This window comes from Dapis hubbardiae BLCC-M172 (genome assembly GCF_050016015.1).
Classification (GTDB): domain Bacteria; phylum Cyanobacteriota; class Cyanobacteriia; order Cyanobacteriales; family Microcoleaceae; genus Trichodesmium.
Window position 1 is genome coordinate 1 of record NZ_JBNHEQ010000022.1, and the last position, 21,520, is coordinate 21,520.

Below are 21,520 nucleotides of genomic sequence, written 5' to 3' on the forward strand. Positions count from 1 at the left end.
GCTAGAGAGAAGGGATATATGATTATCCGTTTTTGGAAGGATAGGACGGTTGAGAACAGCTCAGAAATCTTGGCAGGTACTTATACAGAATTAAGGGAACAGTTGCTAGGTAGGATGCGGGTAGTGGAAACTGTGGAAAATAATATGCCTCACATTTCACCAGATTGGGTAATGAGACGGAGCCAGCCGAGAGTATTTATGTATTTCCTAGAAGATATGGCAGATGTTGAGCCCGGATATTCGCCTGTACAAGGGAAAATAGGTTTTCGGATAATGGATAAAACCGACAACCCTGAATCACCGCTGCCTAAAATAACCAAGGCTGACTTAAATCAACTAGCCAAGAAAATTAAAACTTTATTTTTTGATGGTGGTGGCTATGTATGGAAAAAGGGGAAAGAAATGTATGTTTACCACCACTGGGAACAAGGTTATCAACTTCAATTATTATGCAGAGGTAAGGCAGTAGCTTTAGAAATTATAAATAAAATTTTAGCAATTCAAAACAATACTTATATAGCTACAAGATTCAAAAGTAATTTAACTGAAGATGAAGCTACAGCTTACCCAACAATCCCCAGAAAAATTACTGTATTAGGCGAAGAAATTGATGAACCTCGTAAACGACCAATTGCGGAGGTAAGATTTCAATACGCATCAATCTATCTCAACAAATGGCCTAGACCAATTGCTTTGGTTAATACAAAAGGAGAAACCTTACCTCACTTTGTAAATTTTTAATATTTTTTGCTCTAAGGTGCAGCTTAGTACCGTAAAACCTAGCAATTCTTGGGCTATAACTAAGGTATGTATAGACCATGATGAAATATGGCTAGATTATCAACTAAATTAGTTCGGCTGAAGCGACAGTTAGCAGTAGCTGAACGTAAAGAAGCTTATAAGCAACAGGCGCTAGCCGAAAGGATAACTCAAAGGGAAACTACAGATTATGTAGGTAAAGGCGCTCAAACGACGTATTATGTCCCGTCTATCAAAGACTCAGAGCTTTATATTCAAGTATCAGTTCCAACATCAAGCTTGACAGCTCTTTTGGGAGGAACTGACCAACCAGCATTAGATAAAATTGGCGGGGTTTTAGCCCTCCCAGCAGGAAAGTCAGAAGTTCGGCAAAGAGGCTACTCTGATAATTACTGTAGAATCCGTGCAGTTTTTAAGGCAAATAAAGCTACTGCAAAACTAACACCTTGGGGAACAAGAACACTAGATTACACGCGAGAGGTTGACGGTCAATCCCACCGTGAGCTACCAATAGGGGGTGATGATTTTAGAGCTATTAATATTCTTTGGAATGCTCTCCCTGCAAATATTCAGAACAAACCTCTTGACCTCTACCTTGTGGGTCCAGGAGGTACAACTATTGAGAAGCGGGAATTAAAATAACATGAGAAAAGACTCAACCTGGTATGAGCAAAAAATTGCTCAAGAGGAAAGAAAAATTCAAGCGCTGGAAGCCAGGAGAACTTCACCGGATGCTACTCCTTACAAATCCCAGGGTACCATGATAGATTTTCTTGTACCAGCATTCTTTGACCCAGGAGATACTTATTATATGGTTAGTGATAGACAAGAAACTTTACAGCTTATTTGCGGTGGAACTAATGCAGCAGCATTGGGTAAGATAGGCTGTAAAGAACTTGGTGCTGATATAGGAACAGCAGCAAAAGTACCAAGTAAATATAATACCGGTAAATATCCTAAAGTTTTAATAGTCACTGGAGGAACACCAGATCGCAAAACTACTGAATGGGGTTCAACTTGGCTGAAAAAGTGGGCTAAAGATACCGACGGACAGTCTCATAGATTAATGCCATTTGGTTTCAATCCTACGGCGACATCACCAAGCTTTGAAGATGTTTATGAGTACTTTCTTTTGCAATTTGGGATGGGTGGTGAATTACGGAGTAAAATAGCTAACGGCGGTAGCGCTTCGTTAATAGTAGGAAAAAATGAAGTAATAGAATCTATCTCAGGTTAAAGATAAAAATGGTAGATTTATCAAATGAATCAAATTGGGTTTTGATTCTAGATGAATCAAGATTGCTTACAGACTATAGTCCTAATTTACAAACTTCTATTCCTAATTTCTTGGTACCGGTTCCTTTTTTATCAGATTTTTTTAGGTTGTTTGTCACTACTAATGGCAAGTGGACGTGGGTATATGCGGGTCTGCTTTGCCTTCAAGTAGGGACTATTGAGGAAAATGTGCCTTCTCGCATTGCTACTCATAAAGTCTATCTTGATGAGTGGCAAATTTTGCGTTTTCCAGAAATATCTTTATCCCCTGTGTGTCATTTAGAATTTGAAGTTCCTTATTATTTTCCTGATATTTCAGTTAGGATTGAGCAGTATTTAGAAGAAGCTCCACCTTAATAAACTTACAATTTTTAAAACTAGATGGTTAGCACAAAAAAATAAATGAGATCAGAAATTTTTTTTGTGAAAAAAACTCAGAAGAAAAAAGCTAGAATATACATGGAAAAAAAATTAATTCTAGCAATTAAAAATTAGCGAGCATGACTCCTGAAACAGTTGTAACATTTGGAATGCTGGGAACATTTGTGAGTGTTGCCTTTGGGAGCTGGACCGTATTCCGATATATTGGCAAGATAGAAAACAAAATCGACCATAACACAACAGACATTAACAATGCAGCCAAGAGTCTAAGGGAGAAAGATTTGAGGTTGCTAAGAGAGCAAAAACGTCAGATGGGGAAAATCAGAGGGATTGAAAATTTTTTAAGGCAAAAGCTTGAGTACCATAATCTGGAAGAAAGCAAAGTTGATGATACTAATTTTTAGGCTTTTTGTATCCACCAGATGCCCCTGGTGCAACAGTGACAATATTTCAATCCACAAGTCTATATACAGTTGTGGTGACTGTGGGTATACCTGGAGCAAATAAAAGCTGTGGGGATTCTATCTGGGGTTTGCTTGCTAACCCATAACAGAAATTTTTGCATTTGTGGTTCATGCTTGAGCTTTTCTATCGTATTCAATTCTTGGGCTAAACGCTTATTGTCAAATAAAGCATGGATTTGCCGATGACAAGCTGAACATATATCAATAGTTAGACCAGGTTCAGCTTTCTTGCGTTTGGTCTGTTGTCTAGGAATTAAGTGATGAACGCTTAAACGTTTCATCTCCCTTGCACATAGTTCACATTGCATATTTTAAATTCTTCTCTATTGTATTTAACATTCCTGTATTGTCACTTTTCGGAATATTTCTCCCAATTTTTCCGATCGCTTTCCACAAAATTGCTAACAACTCATAACTATTTGTTGTAGCAACCGAAACATGAAAAATATTATCTGAGAAATACTTTTATATTTTAAACAACTCAAAAATTATCGTCGCTACGAGCCGAAGATGTTGGGTGGAGTAATAGTCTGGAAAATCCCACCATCATCAGCAGTGTCCATAATTGGTTGGAATTGAATCCCCTTGATAATGCTTTAGTCATACCACAGTCCCCTTCTGTCAATTCATTCAAATGACAATATATTTTTTTTTAGACAAATGGCTAAAAGTCATCATAAAAATATCTTAGCTATAGGGTTTCTTGGAGCTTCTATTGCCTCTTTCCAGTCAAGGTATTCCCTAAAACCTAGAACGTTGTACTTCACTCCTGATAATATATTGCCGAGTTATCAAAAATTAATAACCAAATAACTAAATTAGGATATTAACTACCTCTCATGTTATTATTAAAAAGCGGTCAGCGTTCAGTAAAGTCAGTTATAAAAAGCTGAAAACTCAAGGCTGAAAACTAACAGTTAATATAGCTGTATAGAACTGACAAAAGTTTATCATAACTGCCGGATTAGATAATTATGAGACATAAATTACTCAGCTTAATTTTGTTATTTATAGTCAGTTTAATATTAGTTACTTGTAGCGGAAGTCAACCTAAAAATTCTCTGCTAGAAACTCAATCAGAGAAAGTCTTAACAATTTGGTGGAATCGGGGATACTATCCAGAGCAAGAAGAAGCTCTCAAAAAAGTAGTTGCTGAGTGGCTAGAAAAAACAGACAACAAAGTTGAACTTTTGTTTTTGAGTGAGGATGATATTTTACAAGCAGGTATTGATGCTTTGGCCGCAGGTAAACCACCTGATATTCTCTTTTCTGAAAGAGCAGAATTTACTTTGATTCCTCAATGGGCGTGGGAGGGCAAATTAGCAGATGTTTCAGATGTAATTTAACCTGTAAAAAATTTATACGATAATACTGCGCTGAAGTCTGCTTATTTGTACAACAATATTGAGTCTAAATTTTCTAATTATGCTGTACCAATAATGCAGCAAAGTATCCATATTCACTACTGGCTTGATTTAATTTGTGAAGCAGGTCTGGGTGAGGAAATACCTCAAAATTGGGATGAATTTTGGCAGTTTTGGCAAAAGGCGCAAAAAGTTTTAACTCAACAGAGTAACAATAATATTTATTCCTTGGGTTTACCTATGTCTATTTATGGTTCAGATACTTACTTTATATTTGAACAAATTTTGGAAGCTAACAATTTACAAATATTAGATAAACAAGGCAAATTACAAGTAAATAAACCAGCAGTAAGAGAAAAAATAATTGAGATTTTAGACTGGTATACCAACTTGTATAAAAATGGGTATGTGCCACCTAATGCAGTTGATTGGCTGAATTATGATAATAATACTAATTTCCTCAATCACAATACTTTAATGACAATTAATCCAAGTATGTCGATTCCTGCTTCTCAACAAGAAGATGAAGAGATTTATTTGAATCAAATGAGAACTATACAGTTTCCCAATAATCCTAATGGCAGAGAACCGAGATATTTAGTATCTGTAAAACAACCTGTAATTTTTACATCTTCTCCTAATCCTGAACTAGCGAAATAATTTTTATCATACTTAGTACAACTAGAGAATTTAGGAGCTTACATTAAAGGTGCAAAAGGTCGCTATTTTCCGATTATGCCTCAACTATGGAAAGACCCCTTTTGGAGTAATACAAAAGACCCGCATATTTCTGTGGCATCTCAACAATTTACTGAACATCAAACTCGTTTATTTAAGAATTCGATCAACCCTGCTTATTCTCAGGTAGATTCAGAAAATATTTGGGGTAAAGCGATGGGAGAAGTGTTAATTGAAGGCTTATCACCAACTGCAGCAACAGACCAAGCTATTAACCGGATTAAAGAAATATTTTCTCAGTGGAAAACTCAGAATTAAATATAATGTAGCAAAGTCAAAAATAAGGAAATTAAATCATGTACTTTTGGAAAAAAAGCCTCCTAATTCAAATTGTTGGTTCTTTTTTAGTCTTGTCCCTATTGACCATATCAATTGTCGGATATACGACTTTTAGTCAAGCAAGAGCATCTTTAAAAGAATCAGTATTTGAGCGCCTTAAATTTGCTGTTAAAATTAAAGAAAATCAACTTAATTTTTGGGTATTATATCAACGCAAAAATATCTTAGCGCTAGCTGAGTTACCAGAAGTTAATAACCAAGCAAACATCTTACTAACAAGCAAAAAATCTACCCCAGAATATGAATCATCTCAAGCTTCACTAAAGACTTCGTTAACATCTTTTACTACTAATATTGACAGCTTACAAGAAATTTTTATTTTGAGCAGAAGTAGTAGAATTTTAGTTTCCAGTAATTCCGATAAAATAGGTAAATATCAACCCCTAGTTCAATATAGCGAAGTAACAAAATCTCCTACAGATAATTTAATTTCCAACTTTTACCGCTCTGCTGAAACAGGTAAACCTATGATTACCTTTGCTATCCCTATTCTCAGTGAAAATGGTAATAAATTAGGAATGTTTGCTACACATCTTAACTTAGACAGAATGGATACTATTATTCGCGAGCAAGCAGGTTTAGGAGAAACAGCCGAAACTTATTTAGTAGGAAATATTGGTAGTAGTTTGTCGAGGAGAAATGTATTTGTTTCAGCCACAAAATTTGGTTCAGAAGAATTTCCTGATGGTATTGAAAGTCAAGGTATTAATGCTGCTATGAATGGCAAGAATGGCAAAGGGTTGTATCAGAATTATAAGGGTGTGCCAGTCATTGGTGTTTATCGGTGGCTGGAATATCAAGACTTAGCATTATTAGCAGAAATAGAGCAAACAGAAGCATTTGCACCTGCTCGTCATCTTGCTAGTTCAATTTTACTAATTGGTTTGACATTAGCTTTAGTAATGGCAATGGCGATGTTGTTATTAGGTCGTCAAATTGTACGACCAATTTTAGCGATCGCTCATACAGCTAAGTTAGTAAGTAAGGGGGATCTAACTCAAAAAGTCCCAGTATTAACTAAAAACGAAATTGGTTTACTTGCTCAGACTTTTAATGAAATGATTAAACAGTTAGAAAACTCATATCAGCATCTATCTAATTACAGTCATGTTTTAGAAGTCAAAGTTGATGAAAGAACTCAATAATTAATCGAAAAAAATTCTTCTCTAGAAGAAACACTTAAAAAATTAAAAGAAACTCAAGCTCAATTAATTAAGAGTGAAAAAATGGTGGGTTTAAGTCAGTTAGTTGCTGGGGTTGCCCATGAAATTAATAATGCTATTAGCTTTATCTATGGTAATATTGCACCTGCCAGAAGTTATGCAGAAGATTTATTAGATTTACTCAACCTTTATCAGCAATATTATCCAGATCCGGCAGTTGAAATTAGAGATAGCCAAAGTATAATAGAGCTAGATTTTATCAGAGAAGATTTTCCTATTTTGCTGAATTCTATGGAAGAAGGTGCTAGAAGAATTCAAGAAATAGTTTTATCCTTACGCAACTTTTCCCGTCACGATGAATCTAAACAGAAACAAGTTAATATTCACGAAGGTATAGATAGTACCCTACTAATTTTGCAACATCGCCTTAAACCTCAACCAAGATATCCAGAAATTCAGATAATTAAAGAATATGGTAATTTGCCATTAGTCGAATGTTTAGCAAGTCAAATTAATCAAGTTTTTATGAATATTTTGGCTAATGGTATTGATGCTTTAGAAATGTCATGGGAAAAATTGAAATCTAAATTTTGTTATACTAAACCAATGATAAAAATTCAGACAGAAGCTATCAATAAAAACTATATATCTATCCATATTATTGATAATGCACTAGGAATACCAGAAGAAATAAAAAAGAGAATATTTGATCCTTTTTATACAACTAAACCTGTAGGAAAAGGTACGGGTTTAGGGTTATCCCTCAGTTATCAAATTATAGTTGAAAAGCATGGGGGAAATTTTTACTGTAATTCTGTAGTTGGTCAGGGTACAGAATTTGTGATTGAATTGCCCGTTATTTATGGTTATAATCCATGAATAAGAGTTAATTTTTATCAAAAAATATTAATATTTTAACTAATACTAAAAAAATCTAATTAAAATAAAATTATTTCATACTGGTAATACCGTTTCACGGAAGTAGGGCGAATGGCCATTCGCCCCTACAAAAGTTAAAAGTAAGATTTTTTGGGCTGCAAAACTTTGATGTTACAGTAATTTACCGAATAATTAATAATTATTAATTATTAATTATTAATTAAATCATTTAGCTTAAAAGTCTCCCCTTTCAAGGGGAAAAAATAATTTTTTTTCCTTATTGGTCAATCCTCTCCCTTTTAGGAAGAGGTAATTATCCATTATCCATTAATGAAGGAAATTATTTCACATATATAGTTTGTATAGTTTCAAACTATTTGTGACATTTCTAAAGTGAATTGGTATAAGGTACAAAGTTTGAGGATTTAGAAAACAGAAAAACAAGTGTACCTAAGTAACTTGATAAATACTATAAAATATAATTAATCATATCAAATGTTAAAATTTAACCCACTTTATCCCCGCTATCCACGGCGGAAATTTCTGAAAAATCTGGGTTGGGCAGGAGTAGGAATACTAGCAGCTTGCACAACCCCTTCTAACAACACAACTGACAACAACCAACCCGTAAAAATTGGTGCAATGTATCTCCTTACGGGAGGTTTTGCCACTTACGGCGAATTTGCTAGAGATGGCATTAACCTCGCCCTAACAGAAATCAATACTAACGGTGGCATCAATGGTCGCACCGTAGAAGTCATATTTGAACACGAAGGCGACCCAGTACAAACCGCCCGCAGATTAGTATTAGAAGAAAATGTAGACTTTCTTATTGGTATCGACAGCTCCGGTAACGCTGAAGCTCTCGTGCCCACCCTACCAGAATTAGGGCGAGTGTTAATGGTGACTCATGCAGCAACCCCCAAAATTACTGGAGAATTATGCAATAAATACATTTTCCGGTGCAGCGTCAACGGTGCGCAAAACGCCACCGCTGGAGCAGACATCGGAACCAAAGCACCATATCTGAAATGGACAACCATCGGACCTGACTACGCTTTCGGTCATCAAAGTTGGGATTTTTTCCAAAAAGCAGTGCAGCAACGTCAACCAGATATTAAATTTTTAGACAAAACCGCCTTTCCCACACTAGGCGCAGAAGACTACAACAGCTTTATTACCACCCTAACTGAATCAAATGCAGATGCAATATGGTGTAGTCTTTGGGGAAATGATTTAGTCAACTTTGTCAGACAGGCAAATAAATTTGGTTTGTTTGCCAAATTCCCAGTATATATGGAATTAGGAGCAGCAATGGAAGTATTAACCGCATTGGGAGCAGAAATGCCTATTAGTCAGTGGGTAGGTACCCGTTACTGGTGGCAAACTCCAGATACAGAAATTAATCGTAACTTTGTCCAGAAATTTCGCGATCGCTACAACAGCTACCCCAGTTACAACGCCCAAAATGCCTATGTTGGTTTACATCTACTGGCAGCAGCAGCTAATGATGCCAAAACTACCAATACTGAAGCAGTTATCCAAGCATTGGAGGGTAGGGAATACGAAGCTCCAATGGGAAAAGTCACCATCCGAGGAGCAGATCATCAAGCTATTGTCGATGTCACCTGGGGCAAAACTGCTAAGAGTGTAGATTATCCATTTCCTATTCTCGACCCCATTCAAATTGCACTTGGAAATTCTGTCACCAGATCAGCAAATGCTACGAGTTGCCAGTTATGATATTGTTTTACGAAAGTCAAAAGTCAGATGCTCTTGGCTGAAAAATTTGCGCTTTTAGACTTAGAACTGATTCATCAAGTAAATCTTAACACAACTGCTACTGCCCATTACTGTCATTGCGAGGGGGGAGATCAGAAAACTATTTAGGTATATCGAATTATTACCCCCCGTGGCAATCTTTGGCTGACTGCGAGATTGCGTCGGCTGAGTTAATGGTTTTTCGTGAAGGTTAACTTGTTTTATTACCGCCTCGCAATGACAACATAATATTTATTTAGATTTCTTTGATAAATTAGCTCTTATACTATTTTTCAATAGTTATCCGTAAGTCCAGTAGGGTGCGTTAGACGGCTCAAATCACTTGCTGTGAACGTTATTTAACAATCCGTCGTAACGCACCATTGAATATGTGTCGGTCTACTACAGGTTACTGCAGCGGGCAAGATGCCCGCACCACAAAAGTTTTACTATTCACGCCTTATACATCATTTGTCCGAAATATGCTGTAATATTTACTTTTGACTTTTGACCTCCGTAAAACAGTATGACAATTTCTACTTTCATCATATTTTGCCTTAACGGTCTCACTAACGGAATGTTACTCTTTCTCATCTCCGCTGGACTAACTTTAATCTTCGGAGTCATGGGAATATTAAACTTTGCCCACGGTAGTCTATATATGTTGGGAGCTTACCTAACATTTTCCCTCGTTACCCACGGGTTAAATTTTTGGATCGCCCTAATTTTTGCTCCCATGGCAGTTGCAATTATTGGGGCGATAATTGAATCTATTTTTGTCAGGCGCATCTATCATCAAGATGTCAGCTTTCAACTATTGCTCACATTTGCATTCGTACTTTTAATCAATGACTTAGTGCGTTTAGTCTGGGGAAGCGCCCCCTTAACAACCCCGACTCCTGAGTTATTTGCGGGAACAGTGCAAATTTTTGACCGCCCCTATCCTGCATACAACCTCTTAATCATTATTCTCGCGCCTTTAGTGGGAATTAGTTTATGGTTATTTTTGAGCAAAACCCGCCTTGGTAAAATCATGCGAGCTGTTGCCCAAGACAGAGTTATGGCAGGAGCTTTAGGAATTAATGTACCGCAATTATTTACCAGGGTTTTCATGTTGGGAGCTTGGTTGGGTGGTGTTGCCGGGGTATTAGTTGCTCCCTTACGCACCCTCAACCCGGCAATGGCAGATAATGTAATTATTGAAAGTTTTATTATTACTGTTATCGGTGGTTTGGGGAGTTTGCCAGGTGCATTAGTAGGGGCATTATTGTTAGGTTTAGTTAATTCTTTTGGCATTTTAATTGCACCGAGAGCGCAAGTAGCTTTTCCATTTATTTTGATGGCAATTACATTATTATTTCGTCCTCAAGGATTGTTTGGTAAAATTCAACGTTAATATTATACAAGGAAGAAGGAAGAAGGAAGAAGAAAAAAGTGGGTAGGCTATTAAATCCATAAGGGAAAAGATAAGTAGATAGTTATAATTAAACGTTAAAAAATTGTAGGGGCTGGTTTAACCAAAAGCCTCGATAAATTAGCAATTTATTCTTAAAAACCCGCCCTCAAAACCCACCATATAATAATAGAAATTTCGTTTATTTATGCTCACCTACTTAATTAATTAGTCGCGAAGCAGTTGGTTGGAAAAAAAATTAGTATGATATATAACTGCTCGTAGTAGGACTTTAGCTGTGTCAGTCCAGTAGGGTGCGTTAGACAGCTACAACCTAGACTATGAAAGCTATTTAACAATCTGTTGTAACGTACCATTTTAGATGTGTCGGTCCACTACGAGCGCTATTATAAGTGTTTTACCGAATAATTAATAATTATTAATTATTAATTAAATAATTAATAATTATTAGCCTCCCCTTTCAAGGGGAAAAAAAGAAATAATATTTCCTTATATTCAATCAAGAACGGTTTTAACCAGAGGTAATTATCCATTATCCATTATCAATTATCAATTAATGAACGAACATGATATAACTTATCATCAGCACTGAAGTAGGTGAGCATAAATAAACACAACGAGTATAGGGCGGGTTTTTAGAACTATATCGCTAATTTACCAAGACTTTCGGCTAAACCCGCCCCTACATTTTTTTTAACATTTATAGCAGTTTTCATGTTTTTTAGAGTACAGATATTTGGGTTTAAACTAAGAAGTAAGAAGGAAGAAGTAATGCAAGTCAACATGAGTGACAACCGCTATAATTAGACTTACCTAATTCTTACTTTATAACAGAAAAAAATGAGCGATCGCCTGAAACTAATTATACCATTCCTAACAATAATATTTCTCTTATTAATGCCACTATTTCTATCACCATTCAACCTCGTTTTACTAACAGAAATATTATTAATGGCTTTGTTTGCCCTCAGCTTTAATCTTCTGTTTGGTTATGGGGGATTATTAAGTTTTGGTCATGCTGCTTACTTTGCCACAGGAGCTTATGTTTCTGCATATTTAATCAAAGCATCTGTACCGATAATTTTAGCCATACCCATTGCAGTTGTTGCTGCATTTTTAGTCGCCATAATTATTGGTTATTTCAGTGTACGAGTAGACAAAATTTACTTCGCCATGTTAACCCTTGCCTTCGGAATGATGGTTTATACCATCCTCTTCCAATGGCGAGAAGTCACAGGAGGCAGTGACGGTATCACCGGAGTCCTAGTAACAGAGTTAGGCATTCCCGGTTTACCCATCAAAATATTTGGATTTGCCAATTATTATTACCTAACACTCATAATAGTAGCGATCGCCACCTACATCCTCTGGCGCATCACCCATAGTCCCTTTGGGGAAATTTTGCAAGCTAGTCGAGAAAACCCAGTGCGTTTAGAATTTGTGGGAGTAGATATTCGCCGTCTGCGGTGGATGGCATTTGCCCTCGCAGGCGGTATCGCTGGATTAGCTGGTGCATTCTGGTCGCCATTTCAACGAGTAGCAAATCCCGAAATTGCTCACTGGAGTTTTAGCGCTATTCCTGTATTAATGACAATTTTGGGCGGTGCTTCTAGATTTGCTGGTCCGATAGTGGGAGCTACTGTTTTCCTATTATTGGAACATTGGGTGCAGTCTTATCAACGAAATATTTGGCAGTGGTTGGCAACGTTGCCGATGTTTTCCCCACAACTCGCGCAACAGCAAATAGATTTATGGAATTTATTATTAGGTTTACTTTTGGTAGTTCTGATTTTAGGGTTTCGAGGCGGTTTGTTGGAAAAAGTAGTAGGGAAACAACATATAGCTAAAGTCAGAACTCAGAACTCAGAACTCAGAAGTTAAATTCTTGCTATGACTATAGTGGAAAGGAGTGTCACACTTATTCAGCAATGACACAATTTTCAGCATACTTGAGATTATTAAACTAATTAGGGCTTGCTGATTAAATCTAAAAGCATTAACATATAAAGGCTGTAGGCTTTTTTCGCTCAAAAAAGTCTGGCTTTTTCAGCTTGAGCAACCAGAAAGTTAGGATTTTGAAGAGAATAATTGCAGAAAAATTGAGGGATCAAATATTCGACTAACTCCTCTAAATTTCCCATTTATCCTGTCTCCTGTCTCCTGTCTCCTGTCTCCTCTCCTCACCCATAAGACTTTTTCAGCAAACCCTAATTATGTCTATCGGATGAAGAAATCATCGGGACTAATAGCAGGTTTGTCAACCAAAACAGCCAACTCCCTACCCAGGCAAAAACCGGCTGCGCTACCATTCTGATTAAGAATGCATCATTATCGTTCCTGCTTAAATCTATTGCTGTGGTGCTGCTATCTTCATCGAAGTCCCAATAGCTGACTAATTGGCTTTCAGTGCCATCGAAAACCGGGAGAAGATTTCCTTGAATCTGCTCTTGAGTAAGAACGGTCTTCCAGATGCGAAGCCGATCAATTTCTCCATCAAAGTAACTTCTATCTTGACCTAGTTGAACAATTTGAGCTATAGGAGCAGTTAGACTGCCAGAAGATGAAATATCTTGCTCGTCTTCGAGAATTCCATCGACGTACAATTGTGCCGTACCACCAGTTTCCTTAATGACAAAATAATACCAAACACCTACTTCTAGCGCCTTATTTCTCGAAAATCTGTATGTTCTATCTCCATTCTCGTAATAGTAATAAAATGCAGGTTTACCATTGCTAATCACACCATGGATTTCTAGTAAACCACCTCTACCACCAAAACCGTTACTATTTGTTCTCTCAGGATTACATAGTAAAACTTGTGGAGTGTCATTATCACCTATTTTAATCCAATGCTCTACAGGATTATTAGACATAAATTTCTCCAATAATTGTTTTACATTGATCAATATAAGTTCTGTACAGCCCCAAAATCTTGTAGATTTATACGATTTGTTGAACATTCTTACTGTTTTAGCAAAAATTTTTTTGGGGTAACGCCCATCGCCTTTCTAAAGTGACGAATCAAATGACTTTGATCTGCAAATCCAACCTTAATAGCAATTTCTGCCAGTGTTAATTTACCTTTAAGTAATAATTTTTTGGCCTTAGCAACACGTTGTCCAATTACATATTGATGGGGTGTGATGCCGATATATTTTTTAAACTGAGTAGCAAAGTAGTTAGGGCTAAATTTGGCGATCGCAGCTAATTCAGTCAGAGTCAAATCTTGGTGTAAATTAGCTTGGATGTAGTCGATAACTTGATTTAATATACTTTTGGAAAAGTTGCCTGGTGAAATTTGGATGGGTTTTTGAACGCAGTAATTTCGTAGTAGATGAATATAGAAAGTTTGTAATAACGAATCAATATATAATTGACCGCACAAACCAGGGTTTAATAATTCTTGTTGTAAAGCCTGAAAAATACTAGAGATGAGGGGGTCGGAATAGGAAAAATGTGGCAATAACTCGACAGTATCACCTTTAACTATGTCATTTAATTTCTGCTTGAGAATGATAGGATCAAAAGTTAATCCCATATAGGAAATGCTTTGATTCCAGTTAGCATAATATGGTGTGTCAGCAGGCACGAACGTTATACTTTGTTTTTTTAATTGTCGTTTCTGGCTTTTTCCTTCTGTATTGTCTTCATAATCAATATCTGGAGAGACATTAGTAACAATGTTGACGCTGTGTATGCGAAAAGCATTATGCAACATTTCAAATGGTAAGTGGTAATAATGCCGTAAGTATATTCCTTCTGATAAATTGCCCTGCTGTAAAATTTTTACACCAAAGACACTCATTTCTTCTTGATTGCTTAAGTCAACATCGTATGGTATTTTTTTAGAAAAAGTCATAATTCAAGAATTTAGTATTTAGTATTTAGTATTTAGAATTACCTCTCCTTGAAAAGAAGAGCATGGTTTGTAGTAGAGCTGCTAGCCCTATCTACAGTTGGGGCTAAAGCCCTACTACGAGCTTTAGTTATAGTAACTATTTAGCCGAACATAATAATAATTATCCATTGGTAAGTATCCACAAGCAATTAATAGTGGTTATATAAAATCTGGATAATTACTATACCCAAGTCATTGCGAGTGGAACGGAGTGGAAAGAAGCAATCTCATAGGTTTAGGAGATTGCTTCCTCACGGGGTGACAACTATTCAACCGGATTTTATATTATTATCCAAGACTGGTCTTCAACTGTTTTTTGAATATTCTTACTGTTTTAGTAAAAATTTTTTTGGGGTAACGCCCATAGCCTTTTTGAAGTGATAAGTCAAATGGCTTTGATCTGCAAATCCCACCTTAATAGCAATTTCTGCCAGTGTTAATTTACCTTTGAGTAATAATTGTTTGGCTTTAGCAACACGTTGTCCAATTACATATTGATGGGGTGTGATGCCGATAGATTTTTTAAACTGAGTAGCGAAGTAGTTAGGGCTAACTTTAGCGATCGCAGCTAATTCAGTCAGAGTCAAATTTTGGTGTAAATTAGCTTGAATGTACTCTATAACTTGATTTAATATACTTTTGGAGAAGTTGCCTGGTGAAATTTGGATGGGTTTTTGAACGCAGTAATTTCGTAGTAGATGAATATAGAAAGTTTGTAATAACGAATCAATATATAATTGACCGCACAAACCAGGGTTTAATAATTCTTGTTGTAAAGCCTGAAAAATACTAGAGATGAGGGGATCAGAATAGGAAAAATGTGGCAATAACTCCACAGTATTACCTTTAACTATGTCATTTAATTTCTGCTTGAGAATGATAGGGTCTAAATGTAGTGATAAATAAGAAACGGTTTGATTGCAGTTGAAAGTATGTTCTATTTCAGCAGGCGCAATATGTATACTTTGTTGTTTTAATTGTTGTTTCTGAATTTTTCTTTTTGTATGTTCTTCATAATTAGTATCTGGAGAAACGTTAGTATAGCAGGTAATACAATCTATGGGAAAAGTATTATCAAGAAATTCAAATGGTAAGTGGCGATAATGCAGTAGATCGATTCCTTCTGATAAATTGCCATGCTGTAAAATTTTCATACCAAAGACACCTACTTGTTCTTGATTGCTTAAGTCAACATCGTATGGTATTTTTTTAGAAAAAGTCATAAGTAATTAACAATTAATAATTAACAATTAAGAGGATGTTTGAAAAGGATGATTTTTAATTTAGATATCCCCTACCCCCGCCTTTAAAAAAGGGGGAAATAAAACAGAAAGTCCCCCTTATTAAGCTATCCCTGATAAGGAACTCCTGAAACCCTTCTAGGAGGGTGGGGAGGGTGGGAGGAGGGGGAAGAGTGGGGAGTAAGAATCTTGTCTACATTCCTCACTCATAGTGTATTGAATTAGACACTTTTCTCCGCAAAAAGCCGACGTTAGACTTACACATAACTTCTATTTTTTGTCAATTTTTATGTTAAGAAAGATGTTTATAAAGCATAGCTTATTAAGGGGGATTTAAGGGTATCAATGACTTCTCAAAAAACCTCTCAATACCCATAGACAATTAATGGTGGTTTTTGTCCAATACTGCCCTTCAACCGTTTATTCACAGTCAAATGTAGATGTTATAATATTATATTAATCTGAAATAATCTGACTTCTTGTCAATTATGGGTTAAAATTATACCACAATAAACATGAGTATTAAAAAGAATCCAAAAAATTCCCGTAACCGTCAAATTGGAAGCGCCTTATTAATTTTGGCAGGTCTGTTATTAGCAGTCTACACATTCATGCCACGTCGCAAACCTCCTCGCGTTCCTTATAGTGTATTTATTCAACAAGTAGAAAACGGACAAGTAGTAGGAGTGCAAATAGATAACGAACAAATTTTATATCGCCTCAAAGGAGAAGAAGATAAACCCGGACCTTTACTTGCCACTACTACAATAAATGACCCTCAATTACTTAAACGTTTAGAAAATAATAAAGTTGTATTTCAAGCCGCACCCCCTCAAAGTCGTTGGTTTGCTCTTCTTTTAAATTGGGTAATTCCACCCATTATATTAGTAGCAGCATTTCAGTTTTTTATGAATCGCGGACCCCAAGGTTCCCTGTCAATGAGCAAGAGTAAAGCTAAAGTTTATATAGAAGGAGAATCAGAAAAAATTACCTTTGCTGATATTGCAGGAGTAGAAGAAGCAAAGACAGAATTAACTGAAATTGTAGACTTCTTAAAAACACCAAAACGCTTCACTGAAATTGGTGCGAGAATACCAAAAGGTTTGTTATTAGTCGGACCTCCTGGAACTGGTAAAACTTTATTAGCAAAAGCAGTCGCTGGAGAAGCAGGAGTAGCATTTTTTAGTATTTCTGGTTCCGAATTTGTCGAACTATTTGTTGGTACTGGAGCTGCTAGAGTTCGTGACTTATTTCAACAGGCAAAAAAGAAAGCTCCTTGCATTATTTTTATTGATGAAATAGACGCAATTGGTAAGTCTAGAAGCAGTGGAAATTTCCACAGTGGCGGAAACGACGAACGAGAACAAACTCTGAATCAACTGTTAACTGAAATGGATGGTTTTGGCGCAGGAGATTTAACAGTTATTGTCTTAGCAGCGACTAACAGACCTGAAGCTTTAGATGCTGCTTTATTACGTCCGGGAAGATTCGATCGACAGGTATTAGTAGACCGTCCAGACTTAGTTGGTCGGGAAGCAATTTTAAATATTTATGCCAAAAAAGTTAAGTTAGGAGAAGATGTTGACTTGCATAAAATAGCAACCAGAACTCCTGGTTTTGGAGGAGCAGATTTAGCTAATCTTGTGAATGAAGCTGCTTTATTAGCTGCCAGAAATAAACGAGAAACTGTCGCACAAATAGACTTTGCTGAAGCTATTGAAAGAGTGGTTGCTGGTTTGGAAAAAAGAAGTCGAGTTTTGAGCGATCGCGAAAAGAAAATAGTAGCTTATCACGAGGTTGGTCATGCTTTAGTTGGTGCATTAATGCCTGGTAGTGGTAAGGTGGAAAAAATTTCTATTGTGCCAAGAGGAATGGCAGCTTTAGGTTATACTTTGCAGTTACCAACTGAGGATAGATTTTTAAGAGATGAAGAAGAAATTCGGGGCCAAATTGCTACTTTTTTAGGAGGTCGTGCTGCGGAGGAAATTGTATTTGGAAATATCACGACTGGAGCTTCGGGAGACTTACAAAAAGCAACTGATTTTGCCGAACAAATGGTAACAACTTATGGTATGAGTAAAGTGTTAGGACCTTTGGCTTATGAACGGCGTAGTCAAGGAGGATTTTTAGGTAATGAAGGAGTTAATCCCCGTCGTTTAGTGAGTGAAAAAACTGCAGAAGCAATAGATAATGAAGTAAAAGAAATTGTAGAAAAAGCTCATCAGCAAGCATTAGATATTTTGAATCATAATCGTAATTTATTGGAAAATATTTCTCAGCAAATTTTAGAAAAAGAAGTGATAGAAGGAGAGGACTTATATGAGTTCTTAAAAGAAGTGCGATCGCCATGGGAGAAAACAGTTAATTAGCTATTAGTCAATGTAGGTTGGGTTTCGTTCCTCAACCCAACTATTGGCAAAGATAGCAAATCTATAGAAGAGGACTTATAGCGGTTTTCAAATTGATGAACTACATCCCTATAACCAAAACCTTGTAGGGACGTTGCATGCAACGTCCCTACTGTGGTCTACTAAAATGAAAACCGCTGTAATATGAGTTCTTAAAAGAAGTGCGATCGCCATGGGAGAAAAAAGTTAACTAGCTATTAGCATTAAGCTATCAGCTTTTTGAACTTAGGTTACAGCAGTTTTCAGGTCAATAAACCACATAGTTGTCACCAAAACCCTGTAGGGACGTTTCGCTGCGCGATATGTTTTGCTGGCGCATAACTCCGTTAACGGCTGTCGCCGACATGGAAAGCGGAGCATTCCGGAACGGAAAACGCATTTTTGCCTGTGCAACGTCCCTACTGTGGTCTATCAAAAGTAGGTTAAAAAAAGCAACCACCGCTCCCCTCAACCAAGAAAAACTATTTTCTGCCCTACAACTATTACAACTAGATTCGTTAGTAAAAACAATATCTGCCGAACTCTCAGCAGGAGTCCGTCTAGATACAAATATATTAGAGGTGGAAGTTATCACAGCAAACCCCTGGCAAATAGCAACTATTAGTAATAACGGCAGAGCGCCAAGTGTGGGAACATTTCGGCAAGGAGTAGAAGTAGCTCATGGGAATATTACAGGAATGGGGGACAGTTTGAATACTCTCTACACTAATACCGATGGCAGCGACACCATAGCAGTATCTTATTCTATTCCTGTCAACTCCAGTAATGGTCGTATCGAACTATTTTACCGTCATCGAGATAACGAAGTCATAGAATCACCCTTTGAAAGACTCGATATTGAATCAAATTCTAATACTTACGAATTATCATTTCGTCAACCAATAGTGCAAACGCCAAGGCAAAACTTAAGTTTTGGTTTATCTGCAACTAGGCTAGATAGTCAAACATCAATATTAGGAACAAACTGAAAGTCTAGTAGCAAAGCGTAACGCAGGTAAAATGGTGCGTTACGACGGATTGCTGAATCACTTGACATACTCCCGACGTTGCTATATTCGCGACAAAGCGGGATTCTTCAGTCAGCAAAAACTGACCGCTTTTTTAACAGAGGTGATGTCCTCCCCCTGTGATGACGCTTACAATAACAAAATGTACCTAGCATGTCTTGCGGCTTATGAACGTTTAGCTTGTGGAGGTATCCGAATCTTGGCCCTGGCTTTCCTTTATGACGCTCCCCCACCGGAGAGCGCGGGACTTCCCGCCAGGGAAGTTAAAATGGTCTGAACTTAAGCCGTCTAACGCACCCTACTGGACTCCTTAAATGAAAACCGCTGTAAACCAAAGTAGGGACGTTCCATGGAACGTCCCTACTATTAATTATTATTCCGATAAAACCTAATTACTAAATCCAGATCGCCATCTTATTTAAACACACCAGAAACAGATAATACTTCAGACTCAGGAATTCTGGGCAAGAAAGGACGTTCAGCAAACAATTGAGGATTAGCTTTAGCAAAAGTGTATGATTGACGTACTTGAGTATTTACCGCAACTGTCTTCGCGTCATACATTCCAGTTGCCATCTTAGGATATAAACCAATTCCGATAATCAAAGCTAAGAAACAAGCAGCGATCGCCACTTCTCTTGGTTTAGCATCTGTATAAACAGCTTTAGCAGGTAACACACAGCTAGTACCGAAGCAAACTGCCTCATCTAAAATTTCATTTTCATAAGGAGTATCTTTGAGGAGACAAGCTGGTGCTTGACCAGTGCTGTAGAACATTTGACGCAACATGGAGAGTAGATAGATAGGAGTCAATATCAGACCAACTGCTGCTAAGAAAACTGTCACAGTACGGAAAGTAGAGCTGTAAACATCACTGCTAGTTACACCGACAAATACCATTAGTTCGCTAGCAAAACCACTCATTCCAGGAAGAGCTAAGGATGCCATTGCGCTAACTGTAAATAGAGCAAATATTTTTGGCATTACTTGACCAAGACCACCCATTTCGTCTAATGATAAAGTGTGGAGGCGATCGTAAGTTACACCTGCGAGGAAGAATAATACCGCAGCAATTAAACCGTGAGAAATCATTTGTAGTAGAGCGCCACTTACTCCCAAGTCAGTGAAGGAAGCAATACCTAATAACACAAAACCCATGTGAGCAACAGAAGAGTAAGCCAAACGGCGCTTCATGTTAGATTGACCAAAAGAATTTAAACCACCGTAAACGATATTAACAACACCTAGAATTGCCAGGACGGGAGCAAAGTAAACATGAGCATCAGAGAGCATTTCTAAGTTAAGGCGAATTAATCCATATCCACCCATTTTCAACAATACACCAGCAAGAATCATTGAGACAGGTGCAGAAGCTTCGCCGTGAGCATCAGGTAGCCATGTGTGTAGAGGGAAAACAGCTAACTTAACTCCAAAAGTAATAAGTAATCCTGCATACATTAGAAGTTCAAAAGCTAGTGAATAATCTTTCAGACCTAGCTCCACCATGTCAAAGGTAATATTGCCACCACCGTAGAGGGCCATTCCCAAAGCTGCCACGAGAATAAATATAGAAGCTGCTGCTGTGTAGAGCAAGAATTTTGTTGCAGCGTAACGACGTTTCTTACCACCCCAGATTGAGATGAGTAGGTAGACAGGAACCAATTCTAGTTCCCACATAATGAAGAGTAACATTATATCTTGAGCAACAAACACTCCTATCTGGGCAGAGTACAAGACCAACATCAGGAAATAAAAAAGACGTGGTTTGTAGTCTACTTGCCAAGCCGCGAACATTGAAAGTGTTGTGACTAGACCAGCTAAGAGTACCAGTGGCATAGATAAACCGTCTACTGATACTGCCCAACTTAAACCTATTTGAGGGAGCCAAGCATATTTTTCTACGAGTTGAAAACCGGAGTCGCTGGGATTGTAGTGGTTCCAGAAAGCGTAGCACATTAAGGCAAAGTCTATGATACCTACACCCAGGGCATACCATCTCATGGTTTTTCCGTCTTTATCAGGTATGAGCGGTATAAGTAGGGCTGCCAGAAGGGGCAGTAGGACTATAGTGGTGAGCCAGGGAAATTGAGTTGCCATCATAACAGTGAGAACAAATACTTACCTTTATTTATTTAATATTACTAAATTGTGTAAAACTTTGTAAAGATATTTGTTGAAAAATATAAATATGTATCTTAAATAACAAGATAAGCTCAACTTATAATAATTCAGATTATCATTTTTTCTCAGTTGGGCCTAATACCAGTTTGTTAACGAAGTCAGAAGTAAGTAGGGGCGAATGGCCATTCGCCCCTACTGATAGGCAGGGCTGTTTCAAAGTCAAATAAATAATTGATATGAATGAGAATTGGGGACACCATTACCCGAATTTGGGGAAAAGTTACGAAAAACGGCAGATTTTTCGGGGT

General features: G+C 37.2%; 20 protein-coding genes. 15 read left to right on the forward strand and 5 right to left on the reverse strand.

The features are described from left to right. The 5 genes from ACP6PK_RS02770 to ACP6PK_RS02790 all read left to right on the forward strand — a co-directional run. A partial coding sequence (locus ACP6PK_RS02770) for a hypothetical protein (protein ID WP_426557561.1) occupies positions 1-741 on the forward strand: 741 nt, incomplete at its 5' end. A gap of 87 nt (positions 742-828) precedes the next feature. Continuing rightward, positions 829-1,401, forward strand: coding sequence for a hypothetical protein (locus tag ACP6PK_RS02775; RefSeq protein WP_426557563.1), 573 nt, complete (start codon positions 829-831; stop codon positions 1,399-1,401). A gap of 1 nt (position 1,402) precedes the next feature. Continuing rightward, positions 1,403-1,996: a hypothetical protein gene (locus tag ACP6PK_RS02780; protein WP_426557564.1), complete on the forward strand. Its 594-nt coding sequence runs from the start codon at positions 1,403-1,405 to the stop codon at positions 1,994-1,996. A gap of 8 nt (positions 1,997-2,004) precedes the next feature. Beyond that, positions 2,005-2,391, forward strand: a complete 387-nt coding sequence (locus tag ACP6PK_RS02785; protein ID WP_426557565.1) for a hypothetical protein — start codon at positions 2,005-2,007, stop codon at positions 2,389-2,391. Between the two features lie 143 nt (positions 2,392-2,534). Beyond that, complete coding sequence (locus ACP6PK_RS02790) at positions 2,535-2,819, forward strand: hypothetical protein (protein ID WP_426557567.1); 285 nt, start codon at positions 2,535-2,537, stop codon at positions 2,817-2,819. 59 nt (positions 2,820-2,878) lie between these two features. Here the strand turns inward: ACP6PK_RS02790 and ACP6PK_RS02795 are convergent, their stop codons facing one another. After that, positions 2,879-3,187 carry an HNH endonuclease gene (locus ACP6PK_RS02795; protein ID WP_426557569.1) on the reverse strand — a complete coding sequence of 103 codons (309 nt, stop codon included), beginning with the start codon at positions 3,185-3,187 and terminating at the stop codon, positions 2,879-2,881. A gap of 666 nt (positions 3,188-3,853) precedes the next feature. On the opposite strand from ACP6PK_RS02795, the gene ACP6PK_RS02800 reads away from it, so the two are divergent. From ACP6PK_RS02800 to ACP6PK_RS02835, 8 genes are all read left to right on the forward strand, one after another. After that, positions 3,854-4,225: an extracellular solute-binding protein gene (locus ACP6PK_RS02800; protein WP_426557571.1), complete on the forward strand. Its 372-nt coding sequence runs from the start codon at positions 3,854-3,856 to the stop codon at positions 4,223-4,225. A 45-nt stretch (positions 4,226-4,270) separates the two neighbouring features. Then, positions 4,271-4,903 (forward strand): ABC transporter substrate-binding protein, encoded by a 633-nt coding sequence (locus tag ACP6PK_RS02805; RefSeq protein ID WP_426557573.1) that lies wholly within the window; start codon positions 4,271-4,273, stop codon positions 4,901-4,903. Between the two features lie 75 nt (positions 4,904-4,978). Next, positions 4,979-5,239 (forward strand): hypothetical protein, encoded by a 261-nt coding sequence (locus ACP6PK_RS02810; protein ID WP_426557575.1) that lies wholly within the window; start codon positions 4,979-4,981, stop codon positions 5,237-5,239. Between the two features lie 38 nt (positions 5,240-5,277). After that, positions 5,278-6,465, forward strand: a complete 1,188-nt coding sequence (locus tag ACP6PK_RS02815; protein ID WP_426557577.1) for a HAMP domain-containing protein — start codon at positions 5,278-5,280, stop codon at positions 6,463-6,465. An 81-nt stretch (positions 6,466-6,546) separates the two neighbouring features. Next, positions 6,547-7,362 carry a sensor histidine kinase gene (locus ACP6PK_RS02820; protein ID WP_426557579.1) on the forward strand — a complete coding sequence of 272 codons (816 nt, stop codon included), beginning with the start codon at positions 6,547-6,549 and terminating at the stop codon, positions 7,360-7,362. Between the two features lie 495 nt (positions 7,363-7,857). Beyond that, positions 7,858-9,105 (forward strand): ABC transporter substrate-binding protein, encoded by a 1,248-nt coding sequence (locus ACP6PK_RS02825; protein WP_426557581.1) that lies wholly within the window; start codon positions 7,858-7,860, stop codon positions 9,103-9,105. A 544-nt stretch (positions 9,106-9,649) separates the two neighbouring features. After that, positions 9,650-10,519, forward strand: coding sequence for a branched-chain amino acid ABC transporter permease (locus ACP6PK_RS02830; RefSeq protein ID WP_426557583.1), 870 nt, complete (start codon positions 9,650-9,652; stop codon positions 10,517-10,519). A gap of 858 nt (positions 10,520-11,377) precedes the next feature. After that, positions 11,378-12,418 carry a branched-chain amino acid ABC transporter permease gene (locus tag ACP6PK_RS02835; protein ID WP_426557585.1) on the forward strand — a complete coding sequence of 347 codons (1,041 nt, stop codon included), beginning with the start codon at positions 11,378-11,380 and terminating at the stop codon, positions 12,416-12,418. 326 nt (positions 12,419-12,744) lie between these two features. On the opposite strand, the gene ACP6PK_RS02840 is transcribed toward ACP6PK_RS02835, so the two are convergent. The 3 genes from ACP6PK_RS02840 to ACP6PK_RS02850 form a co-directional block, all read right to left on the reverse strand. Then, on the reverse strand, positions 12,745-13,410 hold the full coding sequence (locus ACP6PK_RS02840; RefSeq protein WP_168186359.1) for a LamG domain-containing protein: 666 nt from the start codon (positions 13,408-13,410) through the stop codon (positions 12,745-12,747). Positions 13,411-13,499: 89 nt separating this feature from the next. Further along, a complete protein-coding gene (locus ACP6PK_RS02845; protein WP_426557587.1) occupies positions 13,500-14,396 on the reverse strand; it encodes an AraC family transcriptional regulator in 897 nt (298 codons plus the stop codon). Between the two features lie 365 nt (positions 14,397-14,761). Then, complete coding sequence (locus ACP6PK_RS02850; RefSeq protein ID WP_426557589.1) at positions 14,762-15,658, reverse strand: AraC family transcriptional regulator; 897 nt, start codon at positions 15,656-15,658, stop codon at positions 14,762-14,764. Positions 15,659-16,191: 533 nt separating this feature from the next. On the opposite strand from ACP6PK_RS02850, the gene ftsH reads away from it, so the two are divergent. Next, complete coding sequence (gene ftsH, locus ACP6PK_RS02855; protein WP_426557591.1) at positions 16,192-18,045, forward strand: ATP-dependent zinc metalloprotease FtsH; 1,854 nt, start codon at positions 16,192-16,194, stop codon at positions 18,043-18,045. A 383-nt stretch (positions 18,046-18,428) separates the two neighbouring features. Continuing rightward, the gene (locus ACP6PK_RS02860; protein WP_426557593.1) at positions 18,429-19,052 is read left to right on the forward strand and encodes a ShlB/FhaC/HecB family hemolysin secretion/activation protein; all 624 of its coding nucleotides are present in this window, start codon (positions 18,429-18,431) and stop codon (positions 19,050-19,052) included. A gap of 453 nt (positions 19,053-19,505) precedes the next feature. Here the strand turns inward: ACP6PK_RS02860 and ACP6PK_RS02865 are convergent, their stop codons facing one another. Further along, complete coding sequence (locus ACP6PK_RS02865) at positions 19,506-21,191, reverse strand: NAD(P)H-quinone oxidoreductase subunit 4 (protein ID WP_426557595.1); 1,686 nt, start codon at positions 21,189-21,191, stop codon at positions 19,506-19,508. Positions 21,192-21,520: the final 329 nt, after the last annotated feature.

What these genes read in the sequence shown, in the direction of transcription:
- ACP6PK_RS02775 (WP_426557563.1), top strand. Translation starts at nt 829, where the DNA reads ATGGCTAGATTATCAACTAAATTAGTTCGGCTGAAGCGACAGTTAGCA.
- ACP6PK_RS02780 (WP_426557564.1), top strand. Translation starts at nt 1,403, where the DNA reads ATGAGAAAAGACTCAACCTGGTATGAGCAAAAAATTGCTCAAGAGGAA.
- ACP6PK_RS02785 (WP_426557565.1), top strand. Translation starts at nt 2,005, where the DNA reads ATGGTAGATTTATCAAATGAATCAAATTGGGTTTTGATTCTAGATGAA.
- ACP6PK_RS02790 (WP_426557567.1), top strand. Translation starts at nt 2,535, where the DNA reads ATGACTCCTGAAACAGTTGTAACATTTGGAATGCTGGGAACATTTGTG.
- ACP6PK_RS02795 (WP_426557569.1), bottom strand. Translation starts at nt 3,187, where the DNA reads ATGCAATGTGAACTATGTGCAAGGGAGATGAAACGTTTAAGCGTTCAT.
- ACP6PK_RS02800 (WP_426557571.1), top strand. Translation starts at nt 3,854, where the DNA reads ATGAGACATAAATTACTCAGCTTAATTTTGTTATTTATAGTCAGTTTA.
- ACP6PK_RS02810 (WP_426557575.1), top strand. Translation starts at nt 4,979, where the DNA reads ATGCCTCAACTATGGAAAGACCCCTTTTGGAGTAATACAAAAGACCCG.
- ACP6PK_RS02815 (WP_426557577.1), top strand. Translation starts at nt 5,278, where the DNA reads ATGTACTTTTGGAAAAAAAGCCTCCTAATTCAAATTGTTGGTTCTTTT.
- ACP6PK_RS02820 (WP_426557579.1), top strand. Translation starts at nt 6,547, where the DNA reads ATGGTGGGTTTAAGTCAGTTAGTTGCTGGGGTTGCCCATGAAATTAAT.
- ACP6PK_RS02825 (WP_426557581.1), top strand. Translation starts at nt 7,858, where the DNA reads ATGTTAAAATTTAACCCACTTTATCCCCGCTATCCACGGCGGAAATTT.
- ACP6PK_RS02830 (WP_426557583.1), top strand. Translation starts at nt 9,650, where the DNA reads ATGACAATTTCTACTTTCATCATATTTTGCCTTAACGGTCTCACTAAC.
- ACP6PK_RS02835 (WP_426557585.1), top strand. Translation starts at nt 11,378, where the DNA reads ATGAGCGATCGCCTGAAACTAATTATACCATTCCTAACAATAATATTT.
- ACP6PK_RS02840 (WP_168186359.1), bottom strand. Translation starts at nt 13,410, where the DNA reads ATGTCTAATAATCCTGTAGAGCATTGGATTAAAATAGGTGATAATGAC.
- ACP6PK_RS02845 (WP_426557587.1), bottom strand. Translation starts at nt 14,396, where the DNA reads ATGACTTTTTCTAAAAAAATACCATACGATGTTGACTTAAGCAATCAA.
- ACP6PK_RS02850 (WP_426557589.1), bottom strand. Translation starts at nt 15,658, where the DNA reads ATGACTTTTTCTAAAAAAATACCATACGATGTTGACTTAAGCAATCAA.
- ftsH (WP_426557591.1), top strand. Translation starts at nt 16,192, where the DNA reads ATGAGTATTAAAAAGAATCCAAAAAATTCCCGTAACCGTCAAATTGGA.
- ACP6PK_RS02860 (WP_426557593.1), top strand. Translation starts at nt 18,429, where the DNA reads ATGGAAAGCGGAGCATTCCGGAACGGAAAACGCATTTTTGCCTGTGCA.
- ACP6PK_RS02865 (WP_426557595.1), bottom strand. Translation starts at nt 21,191, where the DNA reads ATGATGGCAACTCAATTTCCCTGGCTCACCACTATAGTCCTACTGCCC.